Genomic DNA, 14813 nt, shown 5'->3' on the forward strand with positions numbered 1-14813 from the left:
GGGAGGCCACGCTCGACATCGGCCCGATCTACATGAAGCTGGTGCTGCACGAGACCGCGCCGAGCTGCGGGCGGGTCAAGGGCGAAGCGGACCCGACCATCGCATTGCCGGACGGCGCGTTCTGACCACGGCCGTCCCTCCCCCCTCCGGGGGGGGCGCTGGCCCGCGATGCGGGTCGGGAGGGGGAAGCCCCGGTCCCGCATAAGGCGCGCCCTGCTGGCGAAGGTCGCTGACGCGCGGCCCACCCTCCCCCGCAGAGGGGGGAGGGACACGAGGGAGCGTCGGACCGCGCAAGCCCTCGCTGTTGCCAAGTGGACAAAGACCCGAGGGAAACGCCATGACCGAGGCCTTCATCTACGACCACGTCCGCACCCCCCGCGGCCGCGGCAAGCCGGACGGGTCGCTGCACGAGGTCACGGCGCTCCGCCTGGCCGAGACGGCGTTGCGCGCGCTCAAGGACCGCAACGGCCTCGACACCCGAAAGGTCGACGACGTGGTGCTCGGCTGCGTCGACCCGGTCGGCGAGGCCGGCGGCGACATCGCCCGCGCCGCGGCGCTGGTCGCCGACTACGGCAACCACGTGCCGGGCGTGCAGATCAACCGCTTCTGCGCCTCGGGCCTCGACGCGATCAACTTCGCCGCCGCCCAGGTCATGGCCGGCCAGCACGACATGACGGTGGGCGGGGGCGTCGAGTCGATGAGCCGCGTCGGCCTCGGCGCCTCGGGCGGCGCCTGGCCGGTCGACCCGGCGATCGCGATCAAGTCCTACTTCATGCCCCAGGGCGTCTCCGCCGACCTGATCGCCACCAAGTACGGGTTCTCGCGCGACGATTGCGACGCCTACGCCGTGCAGTCCCAGACCCGTTCGGGCAGGTCCTGGGCCGACGGCCTGTTCAAGGATTCGGTCGTGCCGGTGCGCGACGTGAACGGCATCACCCTGCTCGACCGCGACGAGCACATGCGGCCCGCGACCGACATGCAGTCGCTCGGGCAGCTGAAGGCCTCGTTCGTGCAGATGGGCCAGATGGGCGGCTTCGACGCGGTGGCGGTCGACGCGCATCCGGACGTCGAGGCGGTCGACCACGTCCACCATGCCGGCAACTCGTCGGGCATCGTCGACGGCGCCGCCGCGGTGCTGATCGGCTCGCGAGAGGCGGGCGTCGCCGCGGGCCTGAAGCCGCGTGCACGAATCCGCGCCTTCGCCAACATCGGCTCCGATCCGGCGCTGATGCTGACAGGCCCGGTCGATGTGACGAGGAAGGTGCTGGCGCGGGCCGGGATGCAGCTCTCCGACATCGACCTGTTCGAGGTCAACGAGGCCTTCGCCGCCGTGGTCCTGCGCTTCCAGCAGGCGTTCGACCTCGATCCGGCCAAGGTCAACGTCAACGGCGGCGCCATCGCCATGGGCCATCCGCTCGGCGCCACCGGCGCGATGATCCTGGGCACCGTGCTCGACGAGCTGGAGCGCACCGGCAAGGAGCGCGCCCTGGTGACCCTGTGCATCGGCGCCGGCATGGGCACGGCGACGATCATCGAGCGGGTCTGACGCGGTCTCGAACCGGCCGGCGCGTTCCCTATTCGGCGCGAACGCTGCTAGAGCCGGCCCCGACCCGTGCCGGGAAACGGCGGGGACGACACGAACCTTTGGGAGAAACGATGACCCGCCTTCTCGCCACCCTGTGCCTGACGACCGCGCTCGCCCTGCCCATCGCCGCCCGCGCGGACGAGGCGGCCGACAAGGTCGCCGAGGCCAAGACGCTCGTCAGCAAGACGCTGATCAAGAACCTGAAGACCGGCTTCGACGCCGCGCTCGAGAAGACCGTCGCTACGATGCCGGACGACAAGTCGGACTCCGTCCGCAAGGAGCTGATGGCCGAGTTCGACAAGCAGAGCGGCATCATGGTCGAGGGCCTGTCGAAGGAATACGCGACCAAGTTCACGCTGGCCGAGCTCAAGCACCTCAACGAGATCTACGAGGACAAGACCTACCTCAAGTTCCAGGCCATCAACGCCGACCCGTCCTCGTCGGTGACGGCGATCTCGCAGGCTTCGGTGACGAAGCTGCTCAACATGCTGGCGATCGCGGCGGCCGGCGACAACACGCCGAAGGCCGGGGCTCCGATGCCTGCGCCGACTCCGGCACCCGCCCCGGCGCCCGCGCCGGCCCCGGCGCGCTGACGTCGGCGGCGGAGCGATCCGGGCATGGCCCCCCAGCCCAGCTCAGGCGGCCTGCGCGGATCGCTCCGACCCGGGAAAGCCCGCCACCTCCGGCAGGCCTTCGAACCGGGGCTTGGCGAAGTGATAGCCCTGAAACAGCGTGATCCCGAGGTCGCGCAGGGCGTCGAACTCGGCTTGCGTCTCGACGCCCTCGGCCAGCACCGAGACGTCGAGGCCGCGCGCGATGGCGACGAGGCCCGCCACGATCGCGCCGCGCCCGGCATCGGCGTCGATGCCGCGCAGCAGGTCCATGTCGATCTTGATCAGGTCGGTGCGGAAGTTCGCCAGCAGGCTCAGCCCGGCATAGCCGGCGCCGAAATCGTCCAGCGCGGTGAGGAAGCCCTGGCGCCGGTACTCGGCGATGATGCGCTTCACGTGCGCGATGTCGCGGAAGCGCTCGTTCTCGGTGAACTCGAACATGATCCGGCGGTGCTCGAAGCCGACCCGGCGCGCGGCCTCGAGCGAGGCGCGGATGCAGGCCGCCGGCTCGTACACGGCGTTGGGCATGAAGTTGATCGACAGGCGCGTCCGGTCGTCCTTCGGGAACAGGCGTCCGGCGAGCTCGATCGCCTTGACCCGGGCGGCCTGGTCGAAGCGGTAGCGCGTCTCGTCGGTCACGCGGTCGAGGATCGAGGCCGCCGACTGTCCTTCCGGCCCGCGGACCAGGGCCTCGTAGCCCCAGACGCGGCCGTCGACCGTGTCCAGGATCGGCTGGAACGCCATGGTGAAGGCGAAGCCGAGTTCCTCGCCGTTGCGGCAGGCCCGGCACTTCCCGGCGGTCGCCTTCCCGTCGGCCGGCGCGGCGTCGGCTGGTCTGGCATCGGCAGGCTCGGCATCGACGATCATGGGCTAGTTTCCGTTGCTCGACCCCCTCAAGCCTTCTGAAGAGCAAGTATCTCCACACTGTTAACGCGCCGGACTACATGCGTTCGGTCATCCGAGGATCAGCGATGAATCTCCAGAACTTTCGCTTCGAGACCGATGCCGACGGCGTCGCCCTGGCCGTCTGGGATTGCCCCGGCCGCTCGATGAACGTCATCACGCAAGCCGTGATCGACGAGATCGAGGCGATCGTCGACGCGGTCGTCGCCGATCCGGCCGTGAAGGGCTGCGTCATCACCTCGGGCAAGGACAACTTCTCGGGCGGCGCCGACCTTACGATGCTGCAGGGCCTCGGGCTCGAATACGAGAAGCTCAAGCGCGAGCAGGGCGAGGAGCCCGCCATGCGCCACTTCTTCGAGGCGTCGCGCCGGCTCTCGCTGGTGTTCCGCAAGCTCGAGACCTCCGGCAAGCCCTTCGCGGCGGCGGTGAGCGGGCTCTGCCTCGGCGGCGCGTTCGAGCTGGCGCTGTCCTGCCATCACCGCGTGGTCTCGGACGACCCGAAGACCCGGGTCGGCCTGCCCGAGATCAAGGTCGGGCTGTTTCCCGGCGGCGGCGGCACCCAGCGCGTGGCGCGGCTGATGCAGACCGGCGACGCCCTGCAGATGCTGTTCAAGGGCGAGCAGATCCGCCCGGCGATGGCCAGGAGCATGGGCCTCGTCCACGAGGTCGCGGGCAAGGACGAGATCGTGGCCAAGGCCAAGGCCTGGATCCTCGCCGGCGGCTCGGCGGTGGCGCCCTGGGACGTGCCGAAGTTCAAGGCCCCGTCGGGCAAGGTCTATTCGCCGGCCGGCATGATGATCTGGCCCCCGGCCAACGCGATCTACCGGCGCGAGACGCACGACAACTACCCGGCGGCGAAGGCGATCCTGGCCTCGGTCTACGAGGGCCTGCAGCTGCCGATGGACCTCGGCCTCAAGGTCGAGAGCCGCTACTTCGCGATGATCCTGCGCACCAAGGAGGCGGCGGCGATGATCCGCACGCTGTTCATCTCGATGGGCGAGCTGAACAAGGGCGCGCGCCGCCCGAAGGACGTGCCCGCCACCAGCCTGCGCAAGGTCGGCGTGGTCGGCGCCGGCTTCATGGGCGCCGGCGTCGCCTACGTCACCGCCAATGCCGGCCTCGAGGTGGTGCTCGTCGACCAGTCGACCGAGGCGGCCGAGAAGGGCAAGGCCTACGCCCACGCGCTGATCACCGGGCAGATCAACAAGGGTCGCGCCAAGACCGCCGACCGCGACGCGCTGCTCGCCCGCATCCAGGCGTCGGCCGACTACGCGGATCTCGCCGATTGCGACCTCGTCATCGAGGCGGTGTTCGAGGACCCGAAGGTGAAGGCCGAGGTGATCGCCAAGGTCGAGGCGGTGATCGGCCCCGACACGATCTTCGCCTCCAACACCTCGACGCTGCCGATCTCCGGCCTCGCCAAGGCGTCCTCGCGCCCGGAAGCCTTCGTCGGCATCCACTTCTTCTCGCCGGTCGAGAAGATGATGCTCGTCGAGATCATCAAGGGCGAGGCCACAGGCGACCGGGCGCTCGCCACCGCGCTGGACTACGTCCGCACGGTGAAGAAGACGCCGATCGTCGTGAACGACGCCCGTGGCTTCTTCGCCAACCGCTGCGTCGGCGCCTACATCCTGGAAGGGCACAAGATGCTCAACGAGGGCGTGCCGCCCGCGATGATCGAGAACGCCGGCAAGATGGCCGGCATGCCGGTCGGCCCGCTCTCGCTCAACGACGAGGTCGCCCTCGACCTCGGCCTGAAGATCGCCAAGGCGACGGAGGCGCAGCTCGGCCCGGACGCGGTCGACCCGGCGCAGAAGGCGCTGCTCGTCGAGCTCGTCGAGAACCAGGGGCGGCTCGGGCGCAAGAACCGGAAGGGCTTCTACGACTACCCGGAGGGCGCCCCGAAGCGCCTGTGGCCCGGGCTGAAGGACCTGCAGCCGACCCACCTCGACCCGGACACCCTCGACATCGCCGAGCTGAAGCACCGGCTCCTCGTGGTTCAGGCGCTGGAGGCCGCGCGCACGGTGGGCGAGGGCGTCATCACCGATCCGCGCGAGGCCGACGTCGGCTCGATCCTCGGCTTCGGCTTCGCCCCGTTCACCGGCGGCGCCCTGTCCTACATCGACTTCATGGGCGCGAAGGACTTCGTCGCCCTGGCCGAGGGGCTTGAGGCCAAGCACGGCCCGCGCTTCGCGGTGCCCGACAACCTGCGCGCCATGGCCGAGAGCGGCGGCACGTTCTACGGCGAGGCGGCGAAGAAGGCGGCGTGATCGCCCTTTCCCTCCCCCACTTCAGGGGGAGGGAGCTCACGGCATCGTGGGCGTTTGGATCCAAGACGGCGTCCCGTCTCACCCCACCGCGGCCAGCCGGCGCCGCAGCACCTCGACGTCGGCGTGGTTGTTCGACAGCAGGTCGGTGATGTCGCCGACGACGAGCGCCTTCACGTGGCGGCAGCGCACTCCGTGGCGGCCGGCCATGCAGGTGCAGCGCAGCATCAAGCCGCTCCTGCGGTCCTCCAGCGAGACCTCGTAGCGGTTGCCGGTGCTGCCGCGCATGGCGAAGCGCAGCGCGTCCGGCTCGGCCGGCTTGAGCGCCCGCAGGATGCGGCCGCTGATCGCGCCGGCGCCCGCCCGCGGGATCGCGGCGCTCCCGTCGATCCGCGTCGCCGGCAGCGACAGCACCCGCGACAGGTCGGGCACGTCCGCGGCCTCCGTCTGCCGGACGGCCGCGAGCGCGATCTCGGCGCAGGCATAGGCGTCCTCGCCGGCGTCGTGGTGCTCGAACCGGATGCCGAGGCGGCGGGCGACCTTGCCGAGGCCGCAGCCCTCCGGGTCCGGGAACACGCGGCGGGCGACCTGCACCGTGCAGAGGTAGCGCAAGGGGGGCGCCGGCAGCCCGCAGGTCTGGAGCGAGGCCCGCAGCACGCCGATGTCGAAGCTCGCGTTGTGGGCGAGGATCAGCCCGCCGGCGAGGTCGGGCAGGAACTCGGCGACCGCCTCGCCGAAATTCGGCTTGTCGCGCACGTCGGCCGGGACGATCCCGTGGACGCGGATGTTGCCGGGCGAGAACCGCAGCTCCGGCGGCCGGATCAGCCGGGACGCGCGCCGGACCACGCGGCCCCCCTCGATCCAGGCGAGCCCGATCGCGCAGGCGCTGTCGCGCCGCTCGTTGGCGGTCTCGAAATCGAGGGCGACGACGGTCATGTACCTGAACGGGACGGCCGCGGGGGTGTCATGACCCAGGTCTATGACCCGCGGACTCGCGCTTCAAGCGCCTGCGACCATCGCGAGCCATTCGTCTTCCGAAACGACGCGCACCCCGTGCTTCTCGGCATCCTTCAGCTTCGAGCCGGCGCCGGGGCCGGCGACGACGAGGTCGGTCTTCGCCGAGACCGAGCCCGAGACCTTCGCCCCGAGACGTTCCGCGGTGGCCTTGGCCTCGTTGCGGGTCATCTTCTCCAGCGTTCCGGTGAAGACCACGGTCTTGCCCGAGAACGCCGCCGTGCGCGCGGCCGCCTCCATCGGCGCCACCGTCACCTCGGCGAGCAGCGCCGAGACCGCGGCGTCGTTGTGCGGCTCGGAGAAGAACGCGATCAGCGAGTCGGTCGCCACCGGGCCGATCTCGCCGTCGTCGGCGAAGACCCGGTAGGCGTCCCCGGGTCGCTGCTCGGCCGCGCGCGCGATCGCCGCCCGGGCGGCGTCCAGGCTGCCGTAATGGGCGATCAGGCTGGCGCGCTGGCTGGTGCTGAACCGGATCCTGCCGGCGTCCGCCGGCGGGGCTTCGCCCTCCTCGGCATCGCCCGCTTCCGCCGGAGGTTCCGCGTCAGCCGAATGTGCCGCTTCGCCCGGCAGGCCGGCCTCGAGCAGCCGGTCGCGGGTGGTCGGCCCGATCCGCGGCACCGCGGAGAGCTCGATCCAGTCCGGCCCGGCCTGCGCGTCGGCCGCCGCCCGCAGCGCCGTCTTCAGCTCCGAAAAGCCCGAGAACCGCTTGGCCAGGGCCTTGGCGGTCGATTCGCCGATGTCGGGGATGCCGAGGGCGAACAGGAAGCGGTTCATCGGCAAGCTGCGGCGCTCGGCGACCGCCGCGAGCAGGTTGTGGATCGCCTTGTCCTCCTCCTCGCCCTTCTTCTTGGTCGGCTTCTTCGGCGCCGGCGCCCCCTCCGCCCGGCGCTCCGCCGACAGGGCCTCGCGCCGCGCGACGATCGCCGCCTTCAGCGGCTCGAATTCGAGGGTGAACAGGTCGGCCGGTTGTTTCACGAGCCCGGCCTCGAACAGCACCTCGATGTAGGTCTGCCCGAAGCCTTCGAGGTCGAAGCCGTTGCGCGAGACGAAGTGCTTCAGCCGCTCGACCCCTTGGGCCGGGCAGATCAGCCCGCCGGTGCAGCGCCGCACCGCGTCGGGCTTTCCGGTGCGCGGGTTGATCTCGCGGACCGCCTTGCTGCCGCAGGCCGGGCAGGTCTCGGGAAAGTCGAAGGGCTTCGCGTCGGCCGGGCGCTTCTCCAGCACCACGTCCATCACCTTCGGGATCACGTCGCCGGCCCGCAGCACCACCACGGTGTCGCCGACGCGGATGTCGCGGCCGTCGCGGATCGGCTCGCCGTCGCCGCCGACGCCCTTGACGTAGCCCTCGTTGTGCAGCGTCGCGTTCGAGACCACGACGCCGCCGACCGTCACCGGGCGTAGGCGCGCGAGCGGGTTGAGTGAGCCGGTGCGGCCGACGTTGATGTCGATGCCCTCGACCACCGTGAACGCCTCCTGCGCCGCGAACTTGTGGGCCAGGGCCCAGCGCGGGCTCCGCGACACGAAGCCGAGCCGCTTCTGCAGGGCGAGGTCGTCGACCTTGTAGACGACGCCGTCGATGTCGTAGCCCAGCGTCGGCCGGTCGGCCTCGATCCGCCGGTAATGCGCGATCATGCCGGCCGCGTCCGTGCAGGTGACGGTCAGCGGGTTCACCGGCAGGCCCCACGCGCGGAACCGGTCCATCACCCCCGATTGCGTTCCCTCGAACGGCGGCACCACCTCGCCCCAGGCGTAGGCGAAGAACTTCAGCGGCCGCGCGGCGGTGATCGACGGATCGAGCTGGCGCAGCGAGCCGGCGGCGGCGTTGCGCGGGTTGGCGAAGAGCGGCTTGCCCGCCGCCGCCTGGCGGGCGTTGATCGCGGCGAAATCCGCGTGCGAGAGGTAGACCTCGCCGCGCACCTCGCAGACCGCCGGCCAGCCGCTGCCGGCGAGCGCCTGGGGGATGTCCTCGACCGTGCGGGCGTTGGCCGTGACGTTCTCGCCGGTCTCCCCGTCGCCGCGGGTGGCGGCGGTGACGAGGCGCCCGTCCTCGTAGCGCAGCGACAGCGAAAGACCGTCGATCTTCGGCTCGGCCGTGAAGGCGAGCGGTTCCTCCGGGCGGTTGAGGAAGCGGCGCACGCGGGCGACGAACTCCTCGACCTCGGCGTCGGCGAAGGCGTTGCCGAGGGAGAGCATCGGCACCGCATGGCGCACCTTGGCGAACTTCTCGGAGGGCTTCGCGCCCACCGACGCGCTGGCGATGCCGGTGCCGGCAAGGTCGGGGACCTGCGCTTCCAGCGTCTCCAGTTCCCGGCGCAGGGCGTCGTAGGCGGCGTCCGAGATCTCGGGCGCGTCCTCCTGGTGGTAGAGCCGGTCGGCCTCGGCGATCTCGGCAGAGAGCGCGGCGTGGCGCGCCCGCGCCGCCTCGGCGGTGAGCGTGTCAGCCTGCGGCGCGACGGATTCGACGCCGGCCGATTTCGGGGCGGCCGATTTCGGGGCGGCAGGCTGGGGCTTCGGCATCGGGCTCAAGACTTCCGCAGGGGGCGATCGGGCTTCTAACCGATTTCCCCCCGGCCGGGATCACTTGGAGACCGGGCCGAAGCGTCGCGATTCACAGCGATCGCGCATCGCCGGGCCGCTGCCGCGGCAGGATCAGGTCCGGGCGCCGGACCAGCGCCGCCGCGCCGACGAGGACCAGCCCGGCAAGGAGGGCGACCCCCGACAGCGGCAGCACCGGCGCCAGCACGCCCGAGGCCGCCCCGCCCGCGACGGAGCCGAGGTTCATCACCGCCATGAACACCTCGAACTGCGTCGCCGCGCCGGCCCGGCCGCGGCTCGCCTGCATCAGCGCCGGCACCAGGGCGACGATCAGCAGGCCGGGCAGGACGTTGGTGAAGCCGAGGATCAGCGGGCCGGCCGATGCGGCGAAGCCGCCCGCGATCAGGCACGCGGTGGCGAACAACGCGGCGGCACTCGCCGCGAACAGGGTGCGCAGGGCCGGCAACGGCCCGGCGCGGTCGCACCACAGGCCGATGCCGAGCGCCCCCAGGGTTCCGCCGGCGAAGGCGAGGCCGGCCTGGAGCCGCGACAGCTCGGCGGCATCCCAGCCCTGCGCCTGGACGAGATCGACCGAGAACGGCAGCTCGAACAGCGCGAGCGCCCCGTCGACCGAGAAGCACAGGGCGACGAGCCGGAGGGCGTTCGGCCGGCGCAGGCCCAGGGCCAGCCGGCGCAGGAACCGCGCGAACGGGACCTTCCGCCCGCCCCCCGCGCTCGGCCGCCGCGCCGGCGAGAGCAGGGCGTCGCCCGGCGCCTCGCGCACCAGCAGGATCGGCAGGCTGGCGAGGATGGCGGTCGCGAGCAGGCAGGCGGTGCTGAACCCGAACCCGTAGGCGGCGAGCAGCCAGCCGAACAGGCCGGCGCCGAGGCTGGTGCCGGCGACGAAGCCGGCCCGCGTGCAGGCGCTCATCCGCCCGAGCTCGCCCGGCGGGACATGGTCCATCACCATCCGGTCGCAGGCGGTGTCGAGCAGGGCGGCGAAGGTGCTGTGCACGAGGAAGACGCCCCCCAGAGCGCCGAGCGCGCGGGCGTCCGGCACCAGCAGCAGCCCGGCGAGCGCCGCGTGGCAGCCGAGGATCGCGAGCACGCTCCAGGCCCGGCGCCGCCCCATCGCGAACCCGCTCGCCCGGTCGACCAGCGGCCCCCACAGGATCGGCTGCACCGTCCAGGGCAGGCCGGCGATGGCGAAGTGGACGCCCACCTCGGCGCTCGACACGCCCTGCGCCGCGAGATGGTTGGCGAGCGCGGTCAGCGAGAACCCGGCGACCAGCCCCTGGTAGAGATAGGTGGCGAAGAACACGCCGTAGCGGGCGCCGCAATCTTGCAGGGTCGGCAGCCGCATGCCGAAGCTTGCGATCGCGACGACGCTTCCGGCTTGCTGGGCCGCCCGCGCCGGTGGATCCTCCGCGCCGCTCATTCCCGAAGGCTCCTCATTGCACGCAGATCCGCCCCGCTCGTCCGGCCTCGACCATACGATAGCGCGCGGCAACGCACGCGCGTTTCTCCCTCCCCCCTCTGCGGGGGAGGGAGGGCCTCGCGTCAGCGAGGGTCGGAAGAGGGGAGCGACCTTACCGGATACGGCGCTCCCCTCTCCCGACCCGCTTCGCGGGCCACCCTCCCCCGCAGAGGGGGGAGGGAAGTACGCGTTGCCGGCTTCGGCGTATGTCTTGTGAACGGTGCCTGGGTCGTCACCGAACCCGGACCCAGCACGGCGATCCGGGTGTGGAGCATCGATCTCGCCCTGTCGGCGCGCCAGCTCGCGCGCTGCGACGCGCGGCTCTCGCCCGACGAGGCTGCCCGGGCGGATCGCTTCCTGCGTGCGGAGGACCGCGACCGTTTTCGCGCGAGCCACGCGGCGCTGCGCCTGATCCTCGCCCCGGCCTTCGGCTTGGGGGGCGACGCGCTCGCCTTTACGGCGGGGCCGGCCGGCAAGCCGGAGCTGGCCGGCGCGCTGGCCGGGAGCCTGCGCTTCAACCTGTCGCATTCGGGCACCCGCGCCCTCGTCGGAGTCTCGCCCACGGCCGCGATCGGCGTCGATGTCGAGGCGGTCCGCCCGATCCCGGACGTCCTGCGCATCGCCCGCGCGCACTTTGCGCCCTGGGAAACCGAGGCGCTGGCGGCCCTGCCGCCGGAGGCGCTCGGTCTCGCCTTCACCGGTCTGTGGACGCGCAAGGAGGCGGTGGTGAAGGCGCTGGGCGCCGGCCTGTCGCTGCCGCTGGACCGCTTCGCCTTGACCCTGCCGCCGGCGCCGCCGCGCCTCGTCGCGATCGCCGGCGACGACCCGGAGGCCTGGAGCCTCCACCACCTCGAACCCGGACCCGGCACGGTCGGCGCCGCGGCGATCCGGGCGCCGGGCGCGGCCATCGCCCGCTGCGCCCTGCCGCCGGATTGGCCGGACCGCCCCCCGCGCTGATCGCCCGCGAAACGCACTGCTCCGCGAGATGCCGCTTGCGGCCCGCCCGGGTGCCGGCTATACCCCCGCTCGCTGGCGAAGCCGCCGGCCTTCGGAGTGTAGCGCAGTCTGGTAGCGCACCACGTTCGGGACGTGGGGGTCGCAGGTTCAAATCCTGCCACTCCGACCAAATTTCCCGAGAGTTCGCAGTCTCCTACTGCTTCCCATCGAACCTGCCATCCGGTCGTGACCCGCTTTTCGCGCGCGGCGCCCGGTCGAAGCCCGGTTCCGCGCGCCGCGTCGAACCGCGCGAGGCTTCAGACGCCGAGGCGGCCGAGGCCCGGCAGCTTGAGGCCGGGACGGCGGATGTCGAGGCCGGCGACCGCGCCGAGGATGTTGACCTCGAGGCCCTCGACCCAGCCGACCGTCAGCCCGAGATAGCCGCCGAGATTGATCCGGAAGCCGGTGCCCGAGGGCGTCGGGCCGGCCCAGCGGCCGTCATAGGGAAAATCCTTGCCGATCGCCGTCGCCGGCAGGCTCGCGCGCATCTCCGGGACAGAGCTCATCACCGCCGCCACGAAGGTGTTCGAGTTCGGCCCGGGCCAGAGGTGGTAGTCGCCGAGCTTCGCGTAGCGGTAGTTGGCGATGGTCTCGCGGATGCGCGGCAGCATCCGCTCCGCCTCGGCGCCGTCGGCGGCGAAGACCAGCTCCGGCGTGCTGCCGAACCAGCGCCCGTCCGGCACGAACCGGTCGACCCAGATCGGCATGCCCCAGGCGGTGTAGTCGAACCGCTTGTAGGCGCGGTCGCCGGCGCCCTTCACCACGATCCAGCTGTGGCTCGCGATGATGCCGCGCCAGCTCACCGTGCGGGCCGAGAACACCCGCACCACGGCCTCGGGGTTTTGGGCGGCCGGCCGGAGCAGCCCGGCGCTCGAGCGGTCGGCGGTGCGCCAGTCGGCGATGTCGTTCCGCAGGTAGTATAGGGCCGCCGACACCGCGATCGGCGCGAGGAACACGATCACGAAGACGAGAAGAGCGATTCGGAGCAAGCGGGTCATGTCCAGGCGGGGCGGGGTGTCTCGGATCTAGGAACCTCGCCGGGCGGTTGGCAGAGCGGTGCGGCGTCATCGCGCCTCGGCCGCCCGTGCCCCGTTGCCCCTCCGTCGGTTGCCCTTCGGCCTAGGATTTTTCGCATGTGGTACCTCTACGGCGTCGTCCTGATCGCGGGCATCGCCAACGCGATCCAGCCGGGCCAGAACGCGGCCCTGGCCAAGGGCTTCTCGCAGCCGCTCACCGCCGGGCTCGTCGTCGGGATCTGCACGGCGACCACCGTTCTCGTCGTCGGGCTCGTCACCGGCCGGCTCGCCTGGCCGTCGTCCGAAGACCTGGCCACCGTCCCGTGGTGGGGATGGTTCGGCGGCGTGTTCGGCGGCGGCATCGTCATCGCGCAGCTGCTCGTCGCGCGCCAGATCGGCGCCGGCGCCTTCCTCGGCCTGCTGGTGACGGCCGGCGTCGTCGCCTCGGTCCTGCTCGATCACTTCGGCTGGGTCGGCTTCGCGGTGCATCCGGCGACGCCGTGGCGGATCCTCGGCGGCGTCCTGATGATCGGGGGGGTCGCCCTCGTCGCCCTGTTCTGAACCGGTGCGCAGGCAGCGGGCGCAGGATCAGCCCGCGTCGTCGCGCGCCTTGCCGCCCGCAAAAGCCTCGCGAAACCCTGGCGTCGCCAGCGCGCTGAGGATGTCGCGCAGGGCCTCGGTGCGCGCCTGCCCGAAAGCCGCCTCGAAGCGCGCCTGGGCGTCCTGCCAGAGCGGGATCGTCTGCTCCAGCTTGGCCGCGCCGAGGTCGGTCAGCGCCACGCGGCGGACGCGGCGGTCGGCCGCGTCCGGGACGAGGCGGAGATAGCCGTCCCGGGCCAGCGGCTTCAGGGTGTGGCCGAGGCCGGACAGGTCCATCACCATCGCCTCGGCGAGCTGCCCCATGGTCGGGCTTCCCATCGCGCGGACGGTGACGAGGAGGCTGTGCTGGGTCGTTCGCAGGCCGCCGGGCGCCAGCACCTCGTCGTAGAGCTGCCCGATGTTTCGGGTCGCCCTGCGCAGCGCCGCGTTGCTGCACCGGCTCCGCGAGGCGATGGCGCAGCCGGTCGTCGCGTCGGTGCGGGCTCGCGTGCCCTTCGCCATCGTTCGCCTCGCGCCCCGGCCGGCTGGCCCGGCTGCCCGCAATTACCGGCATATGCATGCGTATAGCGGGATTCGACTCCGGCCGTCAGTCCCGTCGCGGGATACGGCCGGATGCCGAAGCTTCGGAGCCCGGAAGGGGTCAGCGCGGACGGCGCCCGGCGCCCCCGCCGAAGCGGCGGCCTACATAGGCGATCAGCTTCGGCACGATGAAGGCGGTGAGGAGCTTGCGGATCATGGAATCTGTCCTGTCTCTGGCGGTCAGCGCGCCGGGCGGAGCAGCCAACCGGCGGCGAAGGCCACCGCGGCGAGCGCGAGGAGGGTGGTGGCGCGGTTCTCGTCGGCATAGCCGAGGGCCTGGCGGCCATAGGTCTCGCTGCGGCGGCGTGCGTCGCGCGCGTAGCGGCTGCCGTCGTCGATGAGGCTCTCTCCGCGGCGGCGGGCTTCGCGGGCGAGGTGGGTTCCGTCCTCGATCACGTCCTCGGCCCGGTCGCGGGCGCGGCCGTAGGCGTACTGCGCGCCGCCGGCGACCTGATCGACCGCGCCGCGGACCTGGCGCCCGGCCTCGCCGGTGATGCCGCCGAGGGTGGATTGGGCGCGGCCCTTGAGGTGGCGCTTGGCGCCCCGGTATTCGTCGCGGTTCATGGTCGGCATCCGTCGGTTCGGGTGGAAAGGTGCGGGACGGCATCGGCCGCCGTCCCGCATCGTCGGATCGGCAAGGCGCGCGTCCCTCGGGACGCGGGCTTCGCTCAGAACTTGCTCTTCACCTTGTCGGCCAGGTTCTGGGCGCCGTCCTTGGCGTCGCCGACGGTCTTCTGGGCTTCGCCCTTCAGCTCCTGCGCCTTGCCCTCGGCGACGAGCTTGTCGTTGCCGGTGACGTTGCCGACGCCCTGCTTGACGTTGCCGACGGCCTCGTTGGCCAGGCCCTTGATCTTGTCGGTGGTGCTGCTCATCGAAAACGCTCCTTGTGCGATGTCATGGGAACCGGCCGATCCGACCGGCGGGAGGTCGGCCCCGGCGTGCCGGGGCCGGAGGGGTCAGGCGCGACGGGTGGTGCCGTAGGCCAGCGCCGGGTTGACGGCGCCGAAGCGGCCGCCGAGGAAGCCGGCGAGCGCGCCGAGGATCAGCGCGAGGGCGCCGTAGAACGCGCCCTGCGTGGCCGCGCTGCGGGCGGCCTCGGCCGCGACCTTGGCCTTCTGCTTGGCGTCGGCGACGGCGGCGTCGTACTGCTTCTCGTAGTCCTGGATCTGCGTCTTGGCCTGGTCGGTCGGGATGCCCTGGGCCTTGGCCAGCGCGTCGGCGGCGCGGTTC

Annotated in this window: 13 protein-coding genes, 1 tRNA gene and 1 pseudogene; 6 read left to right on the forward strand and 9 right to left on the reverse strand. The window is 72.0% G+C overall.

Going from position 1 to position 14813, the window contains the following annotated elements:
* Nucleotides 1–337 precede the first annotated feature (337 nt).
* Nucleotides 338–1546, forward strand: coding sequence for an acetyl-CoA C-acetyltransferase (locus tag MKK70_RS09605; RefSeq protein ID WP_147728814.1), 1209 nt, complete (start codon nt 338–340; stop codon nt 1544–1546).
* Nucleotides 1547–1656: 110 nt separating this feature from the next.
* The gene (locus tag MKK70_RS09610; RefSeq protein WP_243947245.1) at nt 1657–2178 is read left to right on the forward strand and encodes a hypothetical protein; all 522 of its coding nucleotides are present in this window, start codon (nt 1657–1659) and stop codon (nt 2176–2178) included.
* 42 nt (nt 2179–2220) lie between these two features.
* On the opposite strand, the gene MKK70_RS09615 is transcribed toward MKK70_RS09610, so the two are convergent.
* The gene (locus MKK70_RS09615) at nt 2221–2940 is read right to left on the reverse strand and encodes an EAL domain-containing protein (RefSeq protein ID WP_243931746.1); all 720 of its coding nucleotides are present in this window, start codon (nt 2938–2940) and stop codon (nt 2221–2223) included.
* Nucleotides 2941–3167: 227 nt separating this feature from the next.
* On the opposite strand from MKK70_RS09615, the gene MKK70_RS09620 reads away from it, so the two are divergent.
* Nucleotides 3168–5369, forward strand: a complete 2202-nt coding sequence (locus MKK70_RS09620; protein WP_243947247.1) for a 3-hydroxyacyl-CoA dehydrogenase NAD-binding domain-containing protein — start codon at nt 3168–3170, stop codon at nt 5367–5369.
* A gap of 78 nt (nt 5370–5447) precedes the next feature.
* Here MKK70_RS09620 and MKK70_RS09625 read toward each other — a convergent pair whose 3' ends face one another.
* The 3 genes from MKK70_RS09625 to MKK70_RS09635 all read right to left on the reverse strand — a co-directional run bounded on the left by MKK70_RS09625 (nt 5448) and on the right by MKK70_RS09635 (nt 10353).
* Nucleotides 5448–6302, reverse strand: a complete 855-nt coding sequence (locus MKK70_RS09625; RefSeq protein ID WP_243947249.1) for a 3'-5' exonuclease — start codon at nt 6300–6302, stop codon at nt 5448–5450.
* Nucleotides 6303–6365: 63 nt separating this feature from the next.
* Entirely contained in the window at nt 6366–8897 is a 2532-nt protein-coding gene (gene ligA / locus MKK70_RS09630; RefSeq protein WP_243947251.1) for an NAD-dependent DNA ligase LigA, read from the reverse strand.
* Nucleotides 8898–8988: 91 nt separating this feature from the next.
* Complete coding sequence (locus MKK70_RS09635) at nt 8989–10353, reverse strand: MFS transporter (RefSeq protein ID WP_243947253.1); 1365 nt, start codon at nt 10351–10353, stop codon at nt 8989–8991.
* A 252-nt stretch (nt 10354–10605) separates the two neighbouring features.
* On the opposite strand from MKK70_RS09635, the gene MKK70_RS09640 reads away from it, so the two are divergent.
* Entirely contained in the window at nt 10606–11349 is a 744-nt protein-coding gene (locus MKK70_RS09640; protein WP_243947255.1) for a 4'-phosphopantetheinyl transferase family protein, read from the forward strand.
* 92 nt (nt 11350–11441) lie between these two features.
* Nucleotides 11442–11518: transfer RNA gene (locus MKK70_RS09645), tRNA-Pro, on the forward strand.
* A 127-nt stretch (nt 11519–11645) separates the two neighbouring features.
* Here MKK70_RS09645 and MKK70_RS09650 read toward each other — a convergent pair.
* Nucleotides 11646–12386: a DUF3750 domain-containing protein gene (locus MKK70_RS09650; RefSeq protein ID WP_243931731.1), complete on the reverse strand. Its 741-nt coding sequence runs from the start codon at nt 12384–12386 to the stop codon at nt 11646–11648.
* Nucleotides 12387–12521: 135 nt separating this feature from the next.
* Between MKK70_RS09650 and MKK70_RS09655 the strand changes: the two genes are divergently transcribed.
* Nucleotides 12522–12965 carry a DMT family transporter gene (locus MKK70_RS09655; RefSeq protein ID WP_243934249.1) on the forward strand — a complete coding sequence of 148 codons (444 nt, stop codon included), beginning with the start codon at nt 12522–12524 and terminating at the stop codon, nt 12963–12965.
* 27 nt (nt 12966–12992) lie between these two features.
* Here MKK70_RS09655 and MKK70_RS09660 read toward each other — a convergent pair whose 3' ends face one another.
* From MKK70_RS09660 to MKK70_RS09675, 4 genes and pseudogenes are all read right to left on the reverse strand, one after another.
* Nucleotides 12993–13505 carry a MarR family winged helix-turn-helix transcriptional regulator gene (locus MKK70_RS09660; protein WP_243947257.1) on the reverse strand — a complete coding sequence of 171 codons (513 nt, stop codon included), beginning with the start codon at nt 13503–13505 and terminating at the stop codon, nt 12993–12995.
* Between the two features lie 258 nt (nt 13506–13763).
* Complete coding sequence (locus MKK70_RS09665; RefSeq protein WP_243947259.1) at nt 13764–14147, reverse strand: CsbD family protein; 384 nt, start codon at nt 14145–14147, stop codon at nt 13764–13766.
* Between the two features lie 104 nt (nt 14148–14251).
* On the reverse strand, nt 14252–14455 hold the full coding sequence (locus MKK70_RS09670; RefSeq protein ID WP_147727116.1) for a CsbD family protein: 204 nt from the start codon (nt 14453–14455) through the stop codon (nt 14252–14254).
* Between the two features lie 84 nt (nt 14456–14539).
* Nucleotides 14540–14813 (reverse strand): annotated as a pseudogene (locus MKK70_RS09675) (PhnA-like protein); the annotation flags it as partial.

This window comes from Methylobacterium sp. E-041, assembly GCF_022829665.1.
Taxonomy (GTDB): Bacteria; Pseudomonadota; Alphaproteobacteria; order Rhizobiales; family Beijerinckiaceae; genus Methylobacterium.